This is a genomic window from Bradyrhizobium sp. 18BD (assembly GCF_054185225.1).
Map to the genome: position 1 here is coordinate 38225 of NZ_JAVAYL010000027.1, position 18812 is coordinate 57036.

Annotated in this window: 15 protein-coding genes and 1 tRNA gene; 10 read left to right on the plus strand and 6 right to left on the minus strand. The window is 64.3% G+C overall.

All coding sequences use genetic code 11. The annotated features are described in order from the left end of the window. Window positions 1-152: 152 nt before the first annotated feature. Entirely contained in the window at window positions 153-2630 is a 2478-nt protein-coding gene (locus tag RAD16_RS35495; protein WP_458162513.1) for a PAS domain S-box protein, read from the minus strand. Window positions 2631-2838: 208 nt separating this feature from the next. Here RAD16_RS35495 and RAD16_RS35500 point away from each other — a divergent pair, with 208 nt between their 5' ends. The 4 genes from RAD16_RS35500 (at window position 2839) to RAD16_RS35515 (ending at window position 7452) form a co-directional block, all read left to right on the plus strand. Next, complete coding sequence (locus tag RAD16_RS35500) at window positions 2839-3966, plus strand: zinc-binding metallopeptidase family protein (protein WP_458162514.1); 1128 nt, start codon at window positions 2839-2841, stop codon at window positions 3964-3966. Window positions 3967-4118: 152 nt separating this feature from the next. Next, complete coding sequence (locus tag RAD16_RS35505; protein ID WP_458162515.1) at window positions 4119-6134, plus strand: acetyl-CoA carboxylase biotin carboxylase subunit; 2016 nt, start codon at window positions 4119-4121, stop codon at window positions 6132-6134. A 155-nt stretch (window positions 6135-6289) separates the two neighbouring features. Next, window positions 6290-7156, plus strand: coding sequence for an isocitrate lyase/PEP mutase family protein (locus RAD16_RS35510; RefSeq protein ID WP_458162517.1), 867 nt, complete (start codon window positions 6290-6292; stop codon window positions 7154-7156). Next, a complete protein-coding gene (locus tag RAD16_RS35515; RefSeq protein ID WP_057751581.1) occupies window positions 7153-7452 on the plus strand; it encodes an acylphosphatase in 300 nt (99 codons plus the stop codon). The genes RAD16_RS35510 and RAD16_RS35515 overlap by 4 nt, the downstream gene beginning before the upstream one ends. 66 nt (window positions 7453-7518) lie before the next feature. On the opposite strand, the gene RAD16_RS35520 is transcribed toward RAD16_RS35515, so the two are convergent. Then, window positions 7519-9039 (minus strand): ATP-binding protein, encoded by a 1521-nt coding sequence (locus RAD16_RS35520; protein WP_458162518.1) that lies wholly within the window; start codon window positions 9037-9039, stop codon window positions 7519-7521. A 151-nt stretch (window positions 9040-9190) separates the two neighbouring features. Between RAD16_RS35520 and RAD16_RS35525 the strand changes: the two genes are divergently transcribed. From RAD16_RS35525 to RAD16_RS35535, 3 genes are read left to right on the plus strand one after another with little or no spacing between them, the layout of a single operon-like run. After that, window positions 9191-9748 (plus strand): GbsR/MarR family transcriptional regulator, encoded by a 558-nt coding sequence (locus tag RAD16_RS35525; RefSeq protein ID WP_458162519.1) that lies wholly within the window; start codon window positions 9191-9193, stop codon window positions 9746-9748. A gap of 16 nt (window positions 9749-9764) precedes the next feature. Next, entirely contained in the window at window positions 9765-10430 is a 666-nt protein-coding gene (locus tag RAD16_RS35530) for a DUF4166 domain-containing protein (protein WP_458162520.1), read from the plus strand. Beyond that, window positions 10427-11863 carry a TIGR01777 family oxidoreductase gene (locus tag RAD16_RS35535; RefSeq protein WP_458162521.1) on the plus strand — a complete coding sequence of 479 codons (1437 nt, stop codon included), beginning with the start codon at window positions 10427-10429 and terminating at the stop codon, window positions 11861-11863. Before RAD16_RS35530 ends, RAD16_RS35535 begins: the two co-directional genes overlap by 4 nt. A 4-nt stretch (window positions 11864-11867) precedes the next feature. Here the strand turns inward: RAD16_RS35535 and RAD16_RS35540 are convergent, their stop codons facing one another. Beyond that, complete coding sequence (locus RAD16_RS35540; protein WP_458162522.1) at window positions 11868-12722, minus strand: LysR family transcriptional regulator; 855 nt, start codon at window positions 12720-12722, stop codon at window positions 11868-11870. Between the two features lie 112 nt (window positions 12723-12834). On the opposite strand from RAD16_RS35540, the gene RAD16_RS35545 reads away from it, so the two are divergent. Continuing rightward, window positions 12835-13257 (plus strand): tautomerase family protein, encoded by a 423-nt coding sequence (locus RAD16_RS35545; RefSeq protein WP_458162523.1) that lies wholly within the window; start codon window positions 12835-12837, stop codon window positions 13255-13257. A 44-nt stretch (window positions 13258-13301) separates the two neighbouring features. On the opposite strand, the gene RAD16_RS35550 is transcribed toward RAD16_RS35545, so the two are convergent. Beyond that, on the minus strand, window positions 13302-14015 hold the full coding sequence (locus tag RAD16_RS35550; protein ID WP_458162524.1) for a DNA helicase: 714 nt from the start codon (window positions 14013-14015) through the stop codon (window positions 13302-13304). 199 nt (window positions 14016-14214) lie between these two features. Continuing rightward, a complete protein-coding gene (gene lipB, locus RAD16_RS35555; RefSeq protein WP_458162525.1) occupies window positions 14215-14964 on the minus strand; it encodes a lipoyl(octanoyl) transferase LipB in 750 nt (249 codons plus the stop codon). Window positions 14965-15046: 82 nt separating this feature from the next. On the opposite strand from lipB, the gene RAD16_RS35560 reads away from it, so the two are divergent. Further along, the gene (locus tag RAD16_RS35560; protein WP_008141759.1) at window positions 15047-15289 is read left to right on the plus strand and encodes a FliM/FliN family flagellar motor switch protein; all 243 of its coding nucleotides are present in this window, start codon (window positions 15047-15049) and stop codon (window positions 15287-15289) included. 199 nt (window positions 15290-15488) lie between these two features. Continuing rightward, window positions 15489-15573 (plus strand) — tRNA-Leu (locus RAD16_RS35565). A 189-nt stretch (window positions 15574-15762) separates the two neighbouring features. Here the strand turns inward: RAD16_RS35565 and RAD16_RS35570 are convergent. After that, window positions 15763-18561, minus strand: a complete 2799-nt coding sequence (locus RAD16_RS35570) for a UPF0182 family membrane protein (RefSeq protein ID WP_458162526.1) — start codon at window positions 18559-18561, stop codon at window positions 15763-15765. Window positions 18562-18812 lie beyond the last annotated feature (251 nt).

Consider the following 18812-nt stretch of genomic DNA (forward strand, 5'->3'; position numbering starts at 1 on the left):
CAAAGCCTATTGGAGTGTCGCTGCATCGCCGCGCCGTCATTGCGAGGAGCGCAACGACGAAGCAATCCAGAATCGCTCCGCGGAAAGATTCTGGATTGCTTCGCTGCGCTCGCAACGACGGAGTCTTTGGCGGCTTCCCGGGCTCATAACACTCACCTTGCCACCGACAGCTTCTCCGTGATCGCCTTGCGCAGGATGCGCGAGAGCGACTCCACTGAATAGGGCTTCTGGATCAGCTCGAAGCCGCGGTGGGCGTTTTCCGCCAGCACGTTGCTGTAGCCGGAGGTGAGCACCACCGGCAGGCCCGGATAGCGCTCGCGGATGACGCCGGCGAGCTCGACGCCGTTCATGCCGGGCATGATGACGTCAGAGAACACGAGGTCGACGGCGAATTCGTTCTCGCCGAGGATCGCCAGCGCTGCGTTGGCATTGGCGACGCGGCGGACGACATAGCCGAGGTCTTCCAGGAGCTCGGTCGAGAACTGGCCGACATCGTCATTGTCCTCGACCACGAGCACGCGGTAGCCGCGCCCGGTGGTCGCGGCCTCGCTGGCGAGCGATGCGGCTTCCTTCTCCGAGGTCGGGCTCTGCACCTGCGGCAGATAGATGGTGAAGGTCGCGCCCTGTCCGTGCGTGCTCGTCACCGCGATGTCGCCCTCGGACTGCTTGGCGAAGCCGAACGCCTGGCTGAGGCCGAGGCCGGTGCCCTTGCCGACCTCCTTGGTCGTGAAGAACGGTTCGAAGATGGCATTGAGGTTCTCGGGCGCGATGCCGCTGCCGGTATCGGCGACCGAGATCGCGACATAGTCGCCGCCGCGCGCGGACTGGGCGCGCAGGCTCGGGATGCCCGCGACCTTGCGCACGCCGATGGTGAGGCGGCCTTCGTCCTCCATGGCGTCGCGGGCGTTGATGGCGAGGTTGATCAGCGCGGTCTCGAACTGCGCGATGTCGGCGACGGTAAAGCAGTCGGCATCGTCGATCTCGACGACGATCTCGATGCGGCCGCCGACCAGCGGCCGCACCAGCTGCGCCACGCCCTCGACCTGGCTGCCGACATTGAAGATCTGCGGCTTCAGCGGCTGGCGGCGCGCAAAGGCCAGTAGCTGCGCGGTCAGCTTGGAGGCGCGCTCGACGGTGTCGGAGATCGCATCGACATAGCGGCGGCGGCGCTCCTCGGGCAGCTCGCGCCGGCGCAGGAAGTCGGTCGCCGAGCGGATGATGGTGAGGAGGTTGTTGAAATCGTGCGCGACGCCGCCCGTGAGCTGGCCGATCGCCTCCATCTTCTGCGACTGCCGCAGCGCTTCTTCGCCGCGGCGGCGCTCGGTGATGTCGACGGCCTCGGGCACTGCGCCGGTGATGTTGCCGTGGCGGTCGAGCACCGGGCGCATGCCGAACTCGAAATCGCGTTCGCCGATCGGCAGGCGCAGCCGCATCTCCATCCGTACCGCTTCGCCCTTCAACACGGTGTCGAAGGCCTCGCGCACGGTTGCGCTCATGCCGTGAGTGCCTGTGAACCACGGCGTTTCCCACAGCAGCTTGCCGATCACGTCTTCGGAGCGCGCCTTGACGCCGTCGAGTGCGGTCTTGTTGGCGTAGAGCAATTCGCCTTTCAGGTTGACCAGGCCCTGATACTGGTTGCTGGTCTCCAGGATCGCGCGCAGCCGCGCTTCGTTGGACTCGAGCTCGGCGGTGCGCTCGGCGATGCGCTCTTCGAGGGTCTCGTTGAGTTGCCGCAGCTCGATCTCGGCCCGCTTGGCGACAGTGATGTCGTGAGCGACGCCGATGAAGCCGATATGCTTGCCGGTCGGGTCCCAGCGCGGCTGCGATTCCGAGCGTAGCCAGCGCCATTCGCCGGATGCATCCTTGTAGCGCGCTTCCAGCACGAACGGTTTCAGCGAGGCTTCGCCTTGCACCGATTGCTGCAGCACATGCGGCAGGTCGTCCGGATGCAGCACCTTGCGCCAGTCGAAGGCGATGGCCTGGTCGTAGGGCAGGCCCACGAAGTCGACATAGGCCCGGTTGGCGAAGGAGCGCGTGCGGTCGAGTTTGGTGACCCAGATCGGCACCGGCGCGCTGTCGGCGATCAGCCGGAAGCGCTCCTCGCTCTCCCGCAGCGTCTCGCGCGCCAGCGCCTGGTCGGTGATGTCGATATGGGCGCCGACGAGGCGGATGGCGCGCCCGCTGCCGTCACGCTCGAATTTGGCGACGACACGGATCCAGCGGGTCTGGCCGTCGCTGGGGCGGATGATGCGGTATTCGGCGGTGTAGTCCTCGCTTGTCCCTGACAGCGCCTCGAAGAAGTGTTTCACCGCGGCGTCGCGATCGTCAGGATGGATGCGGTTGACCCAGTCCTCGTGCGATTCATCGGCGGCGTCAGGCGGCAGGCCGTGGATCATCAGATATTCGGGCGAGCGGCTGTTCTTAAAACCCTCGCGGAAGTCGACCTCGAGGCCGCCGACCTTGCCGATGCGCTGGATGAGCGCGAGCTCAGCCTCGCGTTCCTGGAGCGCATGATAGGCATTGTCGCGCTCGCGCGCGATTTCTTCGAGGTGCTGGCGCAGCCTTTCGGCGGCAATGGTCTCGGGCAAAGGATCGTTCAAGGCGTCGGCCGTTGTGATGCTGGAGCGCACGTGCCAAGCCGATATTCACACAGACAAAGCGTGATAGCCATTGCTCAAAAGGAAATAGACTGGGAAACGCCCCGCCGAACGGCGGGTATGAACGAACGGCGGGTCTGGCAATTTGTTCCAAACGTTGGAACGATGAGGCCCGTGGGCGCATATCTGCGAGGCGGCACAACTGATATTCGTAAGACTCCCTTTCCCAAGAGGCTAAAGCTTGAAGCTCTTTGTCTGCCAGTCCTGCGGCAACGTCCTCTATTTCGAGAACCGCGCCTGCGAGCGTTGCGGTCACCGCGTCGCCTTCCTGCCTGAGAAGGAAACGATGTCGGCGATCGAGCCTGACGGGCAGGGTGGCGGAGGGACCTGGGCCACGCTCGCTGACAAGGGCAAGGGCCGGATGCTGTGCCGCAATGCCGAGTACGATGCCTGCAACTGGCTGACCGATGTTAGCGATACCACCGGCTTTTGCCGCGCCTGCCGTCACAACGGCATCGTGCCTGATCTGTCCGACCCCGCCCAGCTCGCCGGCTGGCGCGAGCTGGAGGTGGCGAAACATCGCCTGTTCTATTCCCTGATCCGCTGGAAGTTGCCGCTCCAGACCCGGCAGGAAAACCCGGAGCATGGGCTGATTTTCAACTTCCTCGCCGACGATCCGAACAGCGGCCACAGGGTCATGACCGGCCACGACAACGGCCTGATCACGATCGCGCTGACCGAGACCGACGACATCGAGCGCGAGCGGCGCCGGCTCGAGATGGGCGAGCCCTATCGCACACTGCTCGGGCATTTCCGCCACGAGGTCGGGCACTATTTCTGGGATGTGCTGGTGCGGGACGGCGGCAAGCTCGAAGAATGCCGTGCGGTGTTCGGCGACGATTCCGCCGATTACGGCCAGGCCCTGCAGCGCCATTATGCCGAAGGCGCGCCGCCCGACTGGCAGCAGAACTTCGTCTCGGCCTACGCCACCATGCACCCCTGGGAAGATTTCGCCGAGACCTGGGCGCACTATCTCCACATCGTCGACACCCTGGAGATGGCCGCCGAGTTCGGCATGGAGGTGCGCCCCAAGGTCGACCGCGACGGGGAGTTGACGGCGCGCATCCGTTTCAACCCCTACGAGGCCAGGGACGTCGAGGCGCTCGTCAACGCATGGCTGCCCTTCACCTTCGCCATGAACAGCGTCAACCGCGCCATGGGCGCGCGCGACCTCTATCCCTTCATCCTGTCGCCCGCCGTGGTCGCCAAACTGGGCTTCATTCATAGCCTCGTCCGGGATGTGGCCAGGGAAAGTGCCAAGGATCGGGTCGAGGCCGGGAAGCCGCAGGCCGCCTCGGGGGCTCGATAGCCTATTTGGGTCTTGCGCTGGTACGCCAGAGGGGCCGGATTTAGACCGTTGCCTCCGGCCCATTTTGATGTACCACGGGAGCCACACGGCCCGTCCCATAGGCCTTTACGGCCGGGGAAGGGTCCCGCCCAAGGTCGAGACTCAAGAAAAGCATGTTCAAACGCATTCTGATCGCCAACCGCGGCGAAATCGCCTGCCGGGTCATCAAGACCGCTCGCCGCATGGGAATTCAGACGGTTGCGGTCTATTCCGAGGCCGACCGCGATGCCCTCCATGTCGAGATGGCCGACGAGGCCGTGCTGATCGGCCCGCCCGCCGCGGCCGAGAGCTATCTGGTGATCGAGAAGATCGTCGAAGCCTGCCGCAAGACCGGCGCCGAGGCCGTGCACCCCGGCTATGGCTTCCTGTCCGAGCGCGAGGCGTTTCCGCGCGTGCTGGAAGCCGCCGGCATCGTCTTCATCGGCCCGAACCCCGGCGCCATCGCCGCGATGGGCGACAAGATCGAATCCAAGAAGGCCGCCGCGAAAGCCAAGGTCTCGACCGTGCCGGGCTACCTCGGCGTCATCGAAGACGACAAGCACGCGGTGAGGATCGCCGACGAGATCGGCTATCCCGTCATGATCAAGGCCTCCGCCGGTGGCGGCGGCAAGGGCATGCGCATCGCGCACTCCAAGGCCGAGGTCGCCGAAGGTTTTAACCTCGCCAAGGCCGAAGCCAAGGCGTCGTTCGGCGACGACCGCGTCTTCGTCGAAAAATTCATCGTCGATCCCCGCCACATCGAGATCCAGGTCCTGGGTGACAAGCACGGCAACGTGATCTATCTCGGCGAGCGCGAATGCTCGATCCAGCGCCGCAACCAGAAGGTCATCGAGGAAGCGCCGTCGCCGCTGCTCGATGAAGCCACCCGCCGCAAGATGGGCGAGCAGGCGGTCGCGCTGGCCAAGGCCGTGAACTACGATTCCGCCGGCACCGTCGAGTTCGTCGCCGGCCAGGACAAGAGCTTCTACTTCCTGGAGATGAACACGCGCCTCCAGGTCGAGCATCCCGTCACCGAGCTCGTCACCGGCGTCGACCTCGTCGAGCAGATGCTGCGCGTCGCCGCCGGCGAGAAGCTCGCGATTGCGCAGAAGGACGTCACGCTGACCGGCTGGGCCGTCGAGTCGCGTCTCTATGCGGAAGACCCGTTCCGCAACTTCCTGCCCTCGATCGGGCGCCTCGTGAAATATCGCCCGCCAGCGGAAGTCAGCAAGGACGGCATCACGGTGCGCAACGACACCGGCGTGCAGGAGGGCGGCGAGATCTCGATCCATTACGATCCGATGATCGCAAAGCTCGTCACGCATGCGCCGTCGCGCGCGGCGGCGATCGAGGCGCAGGCCACTGCGCTGGATTCGTTCTATGTCGACGGTATCCGCCACAACATCCCGTTCCTGTCGGCGCTGATGCATCATCCGCGCTGGCGCGAGGGTAATCTGTCGACCGGCTTCATCGCGGAAGAATTCCCCAGGGGCTTTGCGGTGCGCGTGCCCGAGGGCGAGGTCGCGCTGCGGATCGCCGCGGTCGGTGCCGCCATCGATCACGTGCTCGGCGAGCGCAAGCGTCAGATTTCTGGCCAGTTGGGCGGCCGCATCGTGCAGCGCGAGCGCCGCCGTGCGGTCTGGCTCGACCGCCAGGAGATCTCGCTCGAGGTCGCGCGTGAGGGCGATGCGATCGCGATCCGCTTCATCGACGCCGACGGCAAGGCCGGCAATGCGCACCTGCTGCAATCGCCGTGGAAGCCCGGCGATCCGGTCTGGCAGGGCACCATCGACGGCCACTTCGTCGCGGTGCAGGCGCGCCCGATCGCCAACGGCATCCGCCTGGCGCATCAGGGCGTCGAGGTGCCGGTCTATGTCTGGACCGAAGCCGAAGCCGCCTCGGCGCGGCTGATGCCGGTGACGACGGCGTCCGACACCGGCAAGAAGCTGCTGTGCCCGATGCCCGGCCTCATCGTCTCGATCGCGGTGACCGAGGGGCAGGAGGTCAAGGCCGGTGAGACGCTGGCCGTGGTTGAAGCCATGAAGATGCAGAACGTGCTGCGCGCCGAGCAGGACGGTACCGTCAAGAAGATCCACGCCAGCGCCGGCGCGACGCTCGCGGTGGACGCGCTGATTTTGGAGTTTGCGTAAGGGAGTGAGTGGGGCCCCGTTGGCCCCACCGACACCGTCATTGCGAGCGCAGCGAAGCAATCCAGACTGCCTCTGCGGAAAGACTCTGGATTGCTTCGCTGCGCTCGCAATGACGGAGTATGTTGCGGCTGCGTCGCAATTGTTGAGAGGGCACCATGGCCTTTCGTTCCCGCCGCGAGAAACTGCGCTCCATCCTGTCGGGCGGGGCTTGCGTCCATCCCGGCTCGGTCTACGACGCGATCTCGATCCGCATTGCCGAGGATCTCGGCTTTCCGCTCGGCATGTTCGGCGGCTCGGTCGCTTCGCTCGCGGTGCTCGGCGATCCCGACGTCACGCTGATCACGCTCACTGAACTCGCTGAGCAGATGCGTCGGATGTCGCGCGCGGCGACGCTGCCGGTGCTGGTCGATGCCGACCATGGCTATGGCAACGCGCTCAATGTGCGCCGCACGGTGCAGGAGCTGGAGACGGCGGGCGCGGCCGCCCTCACCATCGAGGACACGCTGCTGCCGGCCGCCTTCGGCGAAGCCAAGGCGCAGTTGATCTCACTGGAGGAGGGCATCGGCAAGATGAAGGCCGCGCTCGACAGCCGTGGCGATGCCTCGCTGGTCATCATGGGCCGCACCGGTGCCGCCTCGATCACCTCGATCGAGGATACGATCCGCCGCGCCAAAGCTTATGAAGCGACCGGCGTCGATGCGCTGTTCTTCACCGGCATCAAGTCGCGCGCGGAGCTCGAGGCGATTGTCGCCGCGACGAATCTGCCGATCGTGCTCGGCGGCGCGCCGGACGAATTGAACGCGATCGACTATCTCGCCAGCCAGCGCGTCCGCATCGCGCTGCAGGGCCACGCGCCGATCGCAGCCGCGACGCAGGCGATCTATGAGGTCCAGAAGGCGTTGCGCGAGGGCACGGCGCCGAAGGCGCTGAAGGGATTGCCGTCAGCCGAGCTGACCAGCCGCGTCATGCGCGACGCCGAGGTCAAAGCGCGCAGCGCTGACTTTCTCGGGCTGAAGAAATGAGCCGGGCGATCCTTCAGGTCATGATCCGCGGGCGCGTGCAGGGCGTCGGCTATCGGGCCTGGGTCGAATACCAGGCGACTGCGAGCGGCCTCGAGGGCTGGGTCCGCAACCGCCGTGACGGCAGCGTCGAAGCGCTGTTCGCGGGCGCGCCGAAGCACGTTGCGGACATGGTCGCGCTCTGCCGCCACGGCCCGCCATCCTCGCGAGTCGACAGCGTGACGAGTGAAACGGCGAGCGTGGATGAGCTGAACCTGCGCAGGGCGGGGGAAGCGTTCTCGGTGTTGCCGACGGTGTGAGGGCGCAGCCGCTCCGCGCAGCCGGTGCGCTCCCTCGCCCCGTTTGCGGGGAAAGGCGAAGAAGAATCACCGCGGCAGCTTCGAGATCGCCTCGCTCAGCTCGTGGATCTCGTACGGCTTGCGCAGGATCGGGAAGTCGCCGCGCACGCCGGCGGCAACTTCGCTATAGCCGGTGGCGAGCAGGATCGGCAGGCCGGGGCGGATCTGGCGCAGACGATGGGCGAGGCTGAGGCCGTCCATCTTGCCGGGCATCACGATGTCGGAGAACACGAAGTCGACGCCGTTCTGCTCGATCTCGCGCAAGGCGGCTTCGGCATCGGCGACGCGCCGCACCTGATAGCCGAGCTGCTCCAGCAGTCCGGTGCTGACGAGGGCGACGTCCGGATTGTCCTCGACCAGCAGCACCGTTCCGCTGCCGCGAAACGGGGTTGCTCCCGTCGGCTCCCGGCCCGGCGCATCCGTGCCGCGCGGCAACAGGATGGTGAAAGTCGTGCCCTTGCCGAGCTCGCTTGCAACCTTCACCGTGCCGCCGGCCTGATGCGCAAAGCCGTGCACCTGGGAGAGGCCGAGGCCGGTGCCTTTTCCGATCGGCTTGGTGGTGAAGAACGGCTCGAAGATCTTATCCACGACGTCGGCGGGGATGCCGAGCCCGGTATCGGCGATGTCGATCGCCACGAACTCACCGGCGAGCGATGTCTCTCCACGCGCGACATTGCGGGCGCGGATCATTACCGTGCCGCCGTCGGGCATCGCATCGCGGGCGTTGATGACGAGATTGAGCAGCGCGGTCTCGAGCTCGGAGACGTCGGCCGTGATCGGCCACGTCTCGGGATGGATGTCGAGGGCGAGCCGCACGGTGCTGCCGACGCCGGCGTCGAGCACCTCGCGGATGGCGGCGATACGTTCGGCGATATCGATCGCCTGCGGGTTGACGCTTTGTCGCCGCGCGAATGAGAGGAGTTGGTTGGTCAGCGCCGCGCCGCGCTTGGTCGCCGCCTCGATCGCGGATATGGCGCGTTCGAGCCTGGCGTCGTCGGGGGGCCCCTTCTTCAGGATGTGAAGGCTGCCGCTGATGATCATCAGCAGATTGTTGAAATCGTGGGCGACGCCGCCGGTGAGCTGGCCCAACGCATCGAACTTCTGGGATTCGGCGAGCTGCTTCTGCATCGCTTCGAGCTTGAGCTGGGCGTTGCGGCGCTCGGTGATGTCGCGCGTGATCTTGGCGAAGCCGACCAGCTCGCCGTCCTCGTAGATCGGATCAATCACGACGCTGGCCCAGAGGAACGTGCCGTCCTTGCGAACGCGCCAGCCTTCCTCCTCGTAGCGGCCCTTTTCGCGCGCGATACCGAGGGCCCGCGCGGGCTTGCCGTTGGCGCGGTCGGTCTCGGTGTAGAAGCGAGAGAAATGCTGGCCGAGAATCTCTTCGGGCGAATAGCCCTTGATGCGTTCGCCGCCGATGTTCCAGCTGGTGATGGTCCCGCCGGGATCGAGCATGTAGAGGGCGTAGTCGGCAACTCCTTCAACCAACAGCCGGAAACTGCGCTCGCTTTCGAACAAGTCTCTCTGCTGACTGAACTTTTTCGCCATTCTCGACCCCGCCTGGAACGGGGCAAACGTCCCCAAAGGCGTTTGGTTCCCGTCTCAGGGATGTTTTCTAGGCAAATACGACCGCCGGTATGCACGACGCAAGCCGTCCGACGCCCTTGACAGTGGATCATTCTGGTCAGATATTTCTGTCATGACAGAAATAACCGGAAAGAAGAAACTCCCCGCTGCCGTCGAGCGCTTCATCCTGCATTGGGGCGACATGGGGGATCAGTGGGGCGTCAACCGCTCGGTCAGCCAGATCCACGGGTTGCTCTATCTCGCCGAGGCGCCGATGACGGCCGAGGACATCGCCGACACGCTCGGCATGGCGCGCTCCAACGTCTCCAATTCGCTCAAGGAGCTGCTCGCCTGGAACCTGATCCGGCGGGTGCCGATCCTCGGCGATCGCCGCGATCATTATGAGGCCGAGACCGACATCTGGGAGGTTGCGGCGCGCATCGCGGCACGGCGCAAGGAGCGGGAGCTCGATCCCGCGATCACGGCGCTGCGGGCCTGCGTGTCCGATGCTGCCGAGGATCCGGCCATCAATCCGGTCGCGAGCAAACGGCTGAAGGAGATGCTCGCCTTCACCGAGCTCGCCGACCACTGGTTCATGCAGATGCTGAAAGTGCCACGCCCGCGGCTGGTCGCCTTAATGCGGCTTGGCGAAAAGATCGTCAACCTGCTGCCGCTGGGCAAGGCCAAATAGTTTTTTGGAGGTTGCGATGACGTCGGCGAGATTATCAGGCTCCAACGCTCCAACCTCCGCTCACATCAAGCTGCTCGACGACCGCCGCTTCCGCGCGCTGCTGTCGGACGAGGATTGGGGCCGCCTGCCGCTCGCGACCTGGCGGCGCTTCTCCAAGCGCGTCGCCGATGGTGACAGCGTGGTTTATGTGGGAATCGTCGACGAGGTCTCTTTCAGCGACATCGGCTGGTGGTTCGCGCAGGCCGCGCGCCTGATCGGCGGGCCGCTGCCCACGGGGCGCGACACCGGCGTGCCCATGATCGTGACTGTTACCGAGGACGGCGCGACCGGCGGCCAGACCTGGACCCGCATCTGCGCGCGCAAGCGCGGCTTTCCGCAGGTGATCCATTCGGCCAAGCGCTTCGCCGGCCCGACCGGGCTCGAGGAGTATGTCGGCTTCGGCGTCTCGATGGCACTGCGCATCGCGGTCGAAGGCGAGGCGCTGACCTTTCGCAGTGCCGGTTATGGCCTGCAGCTCGGACGGCTCTGGATCCCGCTGCCGCAATGGCTCACGCCGGGCGATCTCACCGTGACGCACAGCGATCTCGGCGAGGGCGCGTTCCGCTTCACCCTCGATGTCATTCATCCGCGTTACGGCGCGCTGATCCACCAGTCTGCATTGTTCAGGGAGGCCGTGTCATGACGCCGTTATTGTGGACGCTCATCGCCATCCAGATCGCGATGGGCGTGTTCGACACCTTCTATCACCACGAGTTCACCGAGCGCCTGGCCTGGCGCCCGTCGCAGCGCTTCGAGCTGAAGCTGCACGGCATCCGCAACATGCTCTATGCGCTCTTGTTCCTGTTGCTCGGCTGGCTCGAGGTCTATGGCGTGCTGGCGGTGCTGGTCGTTGCCGTGCTGGTCGCCGAGATCGTCATCACGCTGATGGATTTCGTCGAGGAGGATGTGAGCCGCAAACTGCCGCCGAGCGAGCGCATCAATCACACGCTGCTCGCGATCAACTACGGCGCCATCCTGGTGCTGCTGCTGCCGGTGCTGATCGACTGGGCGATGCAGCCCTTCGGCGTGAGCGTCGTCTATCAGGGCCTGCTCAGCATCGCGGCGACTGCCTGCGCGATCGGCGCCGCGCTCTGTGGCGTCAGGGATTTTGCGGCGATGCGCCGGCTCGGCCGCATGAAGAGCGTTCCTGCAGAAGGACTCGTTGAGAAGATCCCCGGCCGTAAGACTGTGCTGATCACCGGTGCGACCGGCTTCATCGGCAGCCGCCTTGCGGCGAGCCTCGGTGGAGCAGGGCACAACGTCATCGCGCTGATCCGCAACCCCGCCAAGGCCGAGATGCTGCCGCCGCCGGTGACGCTGATCACCAGCCTCGATCAGCTTGCCTCTGGCACGCATATCGACGCCATCGTCAATCTCGCGGGCGAGCCGATCGGCAACGGCCTCTGGACCGAGGCAAAGCGCGCCAAGATCATCGGCTCACGTATCGACATGACCGGCGAGGTCGTAAAACTGATCGCGCGGCTTGAGCGCAAGCCCGAAGTGCTCGTCAGTGGCTCCGCGATCGGCTGGTACGGATTGTGGGCCGACCAGGTGCTGACGGAGTCCGCGAAGTCGCATGCCTGCTTCAGCCACGAGTTGTGCGCAGCCTGGGAGAAGGCGGCGCGGCCGGCGGAGGAGCTTGGTGTCCGCGTGGTCTGCTTGCGCATCGGTCTCGTTCTCGGCACCGAAGGCGGCTTCATCACGCGCATGCTGACGCCGTTCGAGTTCGGCCTCGGCGGTCCGCTCGGCACCGGGCGGCAGTGGATGTCCTGGATCGAGCGCGACGACCTCATCCGGCTAATCGCCTATGTGATGGCGACGCCCGATCTCGCGGGGCCCGTCAACGCCACCGCGCCGATCCCCGTCACCAACGCAAAGTTCACGGAAGAACTCGGCCGCCACCTGCATCGGCCCGCGGTGTTTCGCATCCCCGGCGGCCTGCTGAGGCGGATCGGCGGCGGCTTTGCCGACGAGCTCCTACTCGGCGGTCAGCGCGTGCTGCCGAACAAGGCGCTCAGTCGCGGCTTTGTGTTCAGGCACGAGACGCTGCGCAGCGCATTCGAGGCGATCCTGTGAGCGCTCAGGTGGTGGCGACACTCCGGAACGTCGCCGCCACCGCGCGCAGCGCTGCGAGCTTGGCGGGATCGCTGACCTTCGAATGCAGCATCACCTTCGAGTTGCCGAGTTTCGGCAGCATGTGCGCTAGCCCGATGTCGATCAGCCCGGGCGGCGCGATCCGCCGTGCCAGCGGCGCGATGGCAAGTCCGGCAAGCGCGGCCGCGACCACCGCGGTGACACCGCCGCCGACAAAGCGCTCGCGCCAGGCGAGGCCGGCCTTGTCGAGCGCGCGCACGGCGATGGCGCGGACGCCGCAGGGCGGGGCGAGCGTCGCAAGCGGCAGCGGCCCGCCCTTCGGCAGGGTGAAGCGTCGCGACGCGAACCAGCCGAACTCGTCCGCGGTCAGCTTCTCGCCGCCGCGGCGGCTGCCTTCCTGGCGGACGATCACCGCATCCAACTCGCCCGCGTCATAAGCATCCTGCATCTCGCGCGAGAAGCCGATGGTGACGGCGAGGGTGAGGTTCGACGACATCGCGTGCAGGCGTTCGAGCAGCGGCACCAGTTCGGGGCCCGCGGCGTGATCGGAGATGCCGAGCGAGAGCGATTGCGCGGCTGGTGCCTCGCCCGACAGCGCGCGGTCATGCGCCGTCATTAGTGCGCGGGCGCGATCGAGAAAGCTGGCACCCTCGGCGGTGAGCCGGACCGCGCGCGGCGAGCGCTCGACGAGGCGTTTTCCCAGCAAAGTTTCCAGTCGTTGCAGCTTGAGGCTGACCGCGGCCTGCGTGGTGCCCAGCGCCTCGGCGGCGCGCGTAAAACTCTGGAGGTCGGCGACCAGCAGGAAGGCCTGGACGGTGGCGATATCGAGTGTGGCTGTCATTATGAAAGGTTATCACTGGTATCAATATGGATAAGATACCAAAATGACGAGGAGAGGTCTACCTTCTCACCAACGCCGCGCAAGACTGCGCAGCATCTTGAGGAGAACGACAATGCCGCTGATCACCGTATCCTATACGTCGTCCCGCCAGTCGCCGTCGCTGAAGGCCGACATCGCGAGCGCCGTGGCCGAGCTCACCGCTGGGATCTTGCACAAGGATCCCAAGGTCACCGCCATCATCGTGAAGTCGGTGGACGCGGGCGACTGGTTTGCCGGCGGCAAGTCGCTCGCCGAGCAGAAGCTCGCCAGCTACTGGATCGACATCCATATCTCTGAAGGCACCAACACCAAGGACGAGAAGGCGGCCTATCTTGCCGCGATGTTCAAGCGCATGGCCGAAATTCTGGGCCCGCTGCATCCCGAGACCTATCTGCATGTCGACGAGGTCAAGGGCGATTCCTACGGCTTTGGCGGCCTGACCCAGGAGCGGCGTTACATCGCCGGCAAGCTCGAAGTGTCGCTCGCTGCGGCGTGAGGCTGCAAGCCGCGGGTGAGCAAAACTCACCCGCGGCCTTGCTGTCAGCTTGCCGCGCGGAACTGAACTTCTGACTTGTTCAGGAAACACGTCTTGTCGAACAGGTTCAAATCCAGCGGGTTCGGCAGCCTGACATCGCTGAGATCGGGGCAGGGCTTGATCGCGGGATCATAGGACCGGTCGATCTGCGAGATGAAGACGACGATCAGCCCCTTGTCGCGCGCAAAGGATTTCAGCGCGCGTACCTGAACCGTGAGGTCGGGGTTTTCGCGCCTCTGGTCGAGCAGTTGCAGATAATCGATCACGACGATTGTGCCGCGGGGCGCCGTGGCCATCTGCTTCACGACGTAATCGGCGCTGATGACGTCGGAGCAGTCGACCTCGAACAGCCTGTCGAACTGCGAAGGTTCGACGCCGATCGCCCGCAAGCGGTCCTGCACGTCTTTCTCGGTGTATTCGAGCGAGAAGAACGCGGCACGATGGCCAGACTTCATGGCCTCCACGGCGAGCTCGAGGCTCATCAGCGTCTTGCCCTGGCCGGGGCGCGCACCGACCAGCACGAGGTCGCCGGGCCGGAATTGCGGGAACAGCTTGTTGGCCGGCGTCATCGCCGCAGCCTTCGCCGCCAGCATGCTCCAGGCGGAAAAGCCTTCCGTGGCGGCGACGCGGTCAAGCGCGTCGTGCAGCGGAATGCCTTGCTCGCGCGACAGGCGTTTTGCGCGTCGCTTCAGATGGTAGATCGGGGCAGACAATTTCATCGTCAAAACCTCCCATTGCGAGCTGAAACGCAATCCCTCCTTATGCCCAGTGCTCGAACAGTCGGTCCGATGGTTTAGTCGCCCGGCATGACGTGTACTTTCCCGGCGGAGGGGGGAGGCGTGGGCGGCACCTGACGCAAGCATAGCCGATTCCACGGCACGCAGAGAACGCGCGCGATCAGGACCGAACAGGAAAATGTTAGACGGCTGCTTCCGGCAGCAACGCTTCGGTCGGCCCGAACAGCTCCTCGAAGGCCTGCCGAAGCGCGACGTCGACATCGGCCATCGTCACGAGCTGGCCGAGATCGACCAGCGACGTCACGCCGTAGCGGGGATCGGCAACGCCGCAAGGAACGATGCCGGCGAAATGCGACAGCTCCGGCTCGACATTGATGGCGATGCCGTGGAACGAGACCCAGCGCTTCAGCCGCACGCCGATCGCCGCGATCTTGTCCTCGTGCTCCGGTCCCTTGTCGGGCCGCTTCACCCAGACGCCGACCCGGTCCTCACGCCGATCGCCACGGACGTTGAAGGCGGCGAGCGTCTTCAGGATCAGCTCCTCCAGGCTCGCGACATAGGCCCGCACGTCCGGCCGGCGGCGCTTGAGGTCGAGCATGATGTAGGCCACCCGCTGGCCGGGCCCGTGATAGGTGAGCTGCCCGCCGCGCCCGGTGGCGAAGGTCGGGAATCGGGCATCGAGCAGGTCCGAGTCCTTGCCCGAGGTGCCGGATGTGTAGAGCGGGGGGTGTTCGAGCAGCCAGACCAGCTCCGGCGCCTCGCCAGCGGCAATTGCGGCGACGCGGGCCTCCATGGCGGCCACGGCCTCGGGATAGGGCACCGGGGCGTCCGAGATTCGCCATTCGACCGGCGCGCCGCCCGAGGCGGAAAACGACGTCAAATCGAGGTCTTGGCGGGGGTTTTGGCGGGGGTTTCGAGGCGAATTAACCATTGGCTAACCATAACGTGGTGATCATTGCGGGAGCAAATGCCAAGTCCTTTGGCCCTGGTCCCAAGTTGCGGCGGTCCTGACAGTGCCCACTCTCGATAAAGTCACCGTGGATCTCATGGTCGTCCTCGGGACGACCACCATGCCGATCCATCAAGTATTACGTCTTTCCCGCGGCGCCATCATCGAGCTGGACGCAACCGAGGCCGACGAGGTCAAGGTTCTCGCCAATAACCTGCCGGTGGCCTCCGGCGTCGTGCTGGTCGACCGCAACCGAATCGCGGTCGAGGTCAAGCAGATGCTGCCCCGCACGCAGGGGACGCGGTAGCGCCTGGGGACGCGGTCGCGCCCCGGGGGGACACGGTAGCGGTCCGCGCAGCCGATAGGACCGATCCGGGCAGGGATCGGATTTTCCTGCCAAGCTTGTGGAATTCAGGGCCTTTGCAGGCTTGTATCCCCCTGATGGATTTGTTAGATCGGCGGCCGCTGATCCGGCCAGCCTAACGACCTCAGGCCGGTATCTCCTAGCGCTCGTGGCGGAACTGGTAGACGCGCTGCCTTGAGGTGGCAGTGGGTAACACCGTGGGGGTTCGAGTCCCTCCGAGCGCACCAATGGCTATAAGCCATTAATATCAAAAAATTTCGTGATTCCCTGCTCCACATCGTTACCGGCAGCGAACGGTGGCGTAGCCAAGCGTAGAAATCGGCGGGCTCGTACCCTCGTCCGTGAGCGCTACGCGGTCTCCATAGCTGGTCAGCAGCTGTACCGGCAGGTCAAGGAGATAGCGCTTCTTGGGCACTTCAGCGGCTACCCGATTGCCGGCCGGTATCTTCCAGAAGACCGCGCATCGCGCCGATCTCTTTGCCGAAGCCTGTCCAATCACCGGATCTCAACCGGTCCATGGCCCGATTGTAGTGATCGAGCGCCTCCTGCGCCCGTCTTGCGGCGGACGCGTCGCCTGGTGTTTCGGTTGTCGCATTCGGCGCTGCCAACCCAGTTCCGCTTTCCGCGAAGAGTGCCGACAGCGCCTCGGCAAGGGTTTCCTTCATGACGAGATTCTCACCGTAGGCGGCGATCACCCGCTTGAGCTCCGGCAAATGTCCTTGCTCGGCCCGCAAGTACAGGGGTGACACGTAGAGGATCGAATTCTCGATCGGGACGACAAGCAGGTTTCCCCGGATCACCCGTGATCCCATCTGGTTCCATAGCGATATCTGCTGGGAGATTTCCGTGTTCTGGTGGATTCTTGCCTCGATCTGGAACGGTCCGTAGACCAGTTTCTCCTTGGGAAATTCGTACACGATGAGCTTGCCGTAGTCGGGCGCGTCGCAGCGCGCGGCAAGCCACGCTATCATGTTGTCGCGACGACTCGGCACCATGGGGATCATGATGAAGAACTCGGCTTGCGCTTCTCCGGGCAGCCGCATGACGATGTAGTAAGGGACCATCAGACTAACGCCGTCCATCGCAGAGACGCCGTCGCCAGCCGGCTGGCGCGGAAATTGCCAGAGGTCCTCGCGGTTATAGAATACGTCGGCAGATTCCATGTGGTAGGTTTGGAAAAGCCGCGCCTGAATCAGGAAAAGGTCTTCGGGATAGCGAATGTGCTTTTGCAGATCGGGCGGCATGACCGCGAACGGCTTGAACAGTCCCGGGAAGATTCGCTGATAGGAAGCCGCGATCGGGTCGGCCGGGTCCATCAGGTAGAAATCGACCGTGCCGTTATAGGCGTCTATCACGACCTTCACCGAGTTGCGGATGTAGTTGAGGTTGAGGCCGGGCGCAGGCTGCGCGGAGGGAAAATAATCGCTCGTCGTATAAGCGTCCTGTATCCAGAACATCCGGCCTTCGCTGATGACCAGATAGGGGTCGCGATCGAGGCTGAGGAACGGGGCGATGGTGCCGACCCGTGTCTGGATGTTTCGCCGAATCATGATGCGGCTGCTATCGGTGATGTAGTCTGAGAGCAGCAGGTTTACGTCGTTGAAATGCTGGGCGAAGATCAGTCTCCGCACCGTCCCCGACAGCGGGATACCACCGGAGCCGTCATAGTCCGCATAGACGTTGTCCTTCCCCTTTGGATAGTCGAACTCCGGAACGGCTCCCTTGACGATGACGTAGTCGTTAGTCTCCTTCCCGTAATAGACGCGCGGCTCGCGAATTTCGGGGCCCCCGTGCGCAACCGGGGGAATATCGCGCAAATAAAGAGGCGGAAGCCCTTCACCGCTTTTTTGGGTTACCGGACTCATCACCGCACCATTGCCGTGGGTGAACAGGATGTGCCGGTTTACCCATGTCTGTGCATTGGGCGGAAGCAGCGACGCATTGAGCTCGCGTGCTGAAAGCATGACGCTTTGGTAAGCACCGCCAAGCCAGTAGCGATCGACATCAAGCTCGCGCAGTTTGTAGTAGGTGCGAATTTCCTGAAGCTGGGCGTAGGTATCGGCCAGCGGCTGCCAGTCCCACAATCTTATGTTGTCGATCGTTGCCTTGTTGGCCCTGAGGGTCTCAGGGGTCAGATCCTGTTCGGCGGGAAATGGTCTCGTCACGATCCGATTGAGATTGTAGGCCTCCCTGGTCAGCGTGATGCTGCGCCGGATGTAGGGCCGCTCCCACTCCAGCTCGTTGGGCTTCACGTAAAATCGTTGAAACAATCCGGGGATTACGCCCGAGAGCAGGAAAGCGCCCACGAACAGCAGCACAATCGCCGCAGCGGGGAGCCGGTAGGTACGAGCCCACAGGTTCGCCCATGCGGCGAAAGTGGCGACTATCGAAAGCGCGATCAGCAGCCACAGGACCGGCAGTTCCACGTGGATGTCGGTGTAGCTTGCGCCGACCACGACACCGTTATCCCCGTAGAGCAAGAGGTAGCGATCGAGAGCATAGGACAATGCCTTCACGGCAAAGAAGCAGCCCAGAAGCACTGAACCGTGGCAGATCGCTGTCGGCGACATCGACCATTGCTGGGCCGGGTACTCGATGTCGCCGTGCACCCAGTAGATAAATCCGGCGAACAGAGCGCTCATCAAGAGCGTGAGCAACGCCCAATTTTTTGCGGCGGTTAAGGCGGGTAGAGAGAAGAGATAGAATCCAATGTCCCTCCCGTACAATGGATCGTTGGCACCATATGGCATCTGATAAAGGAACAGCAGGACTGTGTTCCAGTTGCCGGCTTGCCCCCAGGCGATAAGCAGAGCGATAAACCCGGCACTGGCGGCAATGACGCGAGGCCACGGTAGCCGATCGCGCATGAATTTGAGCGGATCGGGCGTCGCTGCAGCGGCCGCGTGCGTCAGGTCGAAGTCAGCCGGAAACCGATCTCGCCGCCGGGCAAGGCCAAGTGCAAGCCTTGCGTTCGTCCACACGACAACGGCAGTCGTTGTGAAGACCGCGAAAAAAACTCCAGCTTTCGCGCCGATCGTTGTCCAAAAAACTTGCGGGTAGCCGATTGCGGAAAACCACATCCAGTCGACTAGAACGTCACCCACGAGCGCGAGCAGGATCAGGCCAATCGCAGCGATGATGGCCGCGATGATGACGCCCACCACGGCGCTTCGCCCTGGTGCCTTCCGTTCGGGTCCGGTGATCCCGATCGTCATGGCAGCATTATAGCAGAACGGCAGACGCCGGCGTCGCAAACGGAAGGGGCAGTGGTGAAGCGCGGGAGTTCTGGATCTGGCCGCGCGCCCGATTTAGCTGGCGCTCGGCTCGCTTGAAAAGCACCAAATGCACTTGGCGTTCGGCTAATCTCGGCAAGCTATTGAAACTGCTGACATTTGACTGCCCTCCGAGCGCATCATTCCAAAAATAAAATCAAGCAAAATCAAACGGTTAGGTGGTTCTATGGTCT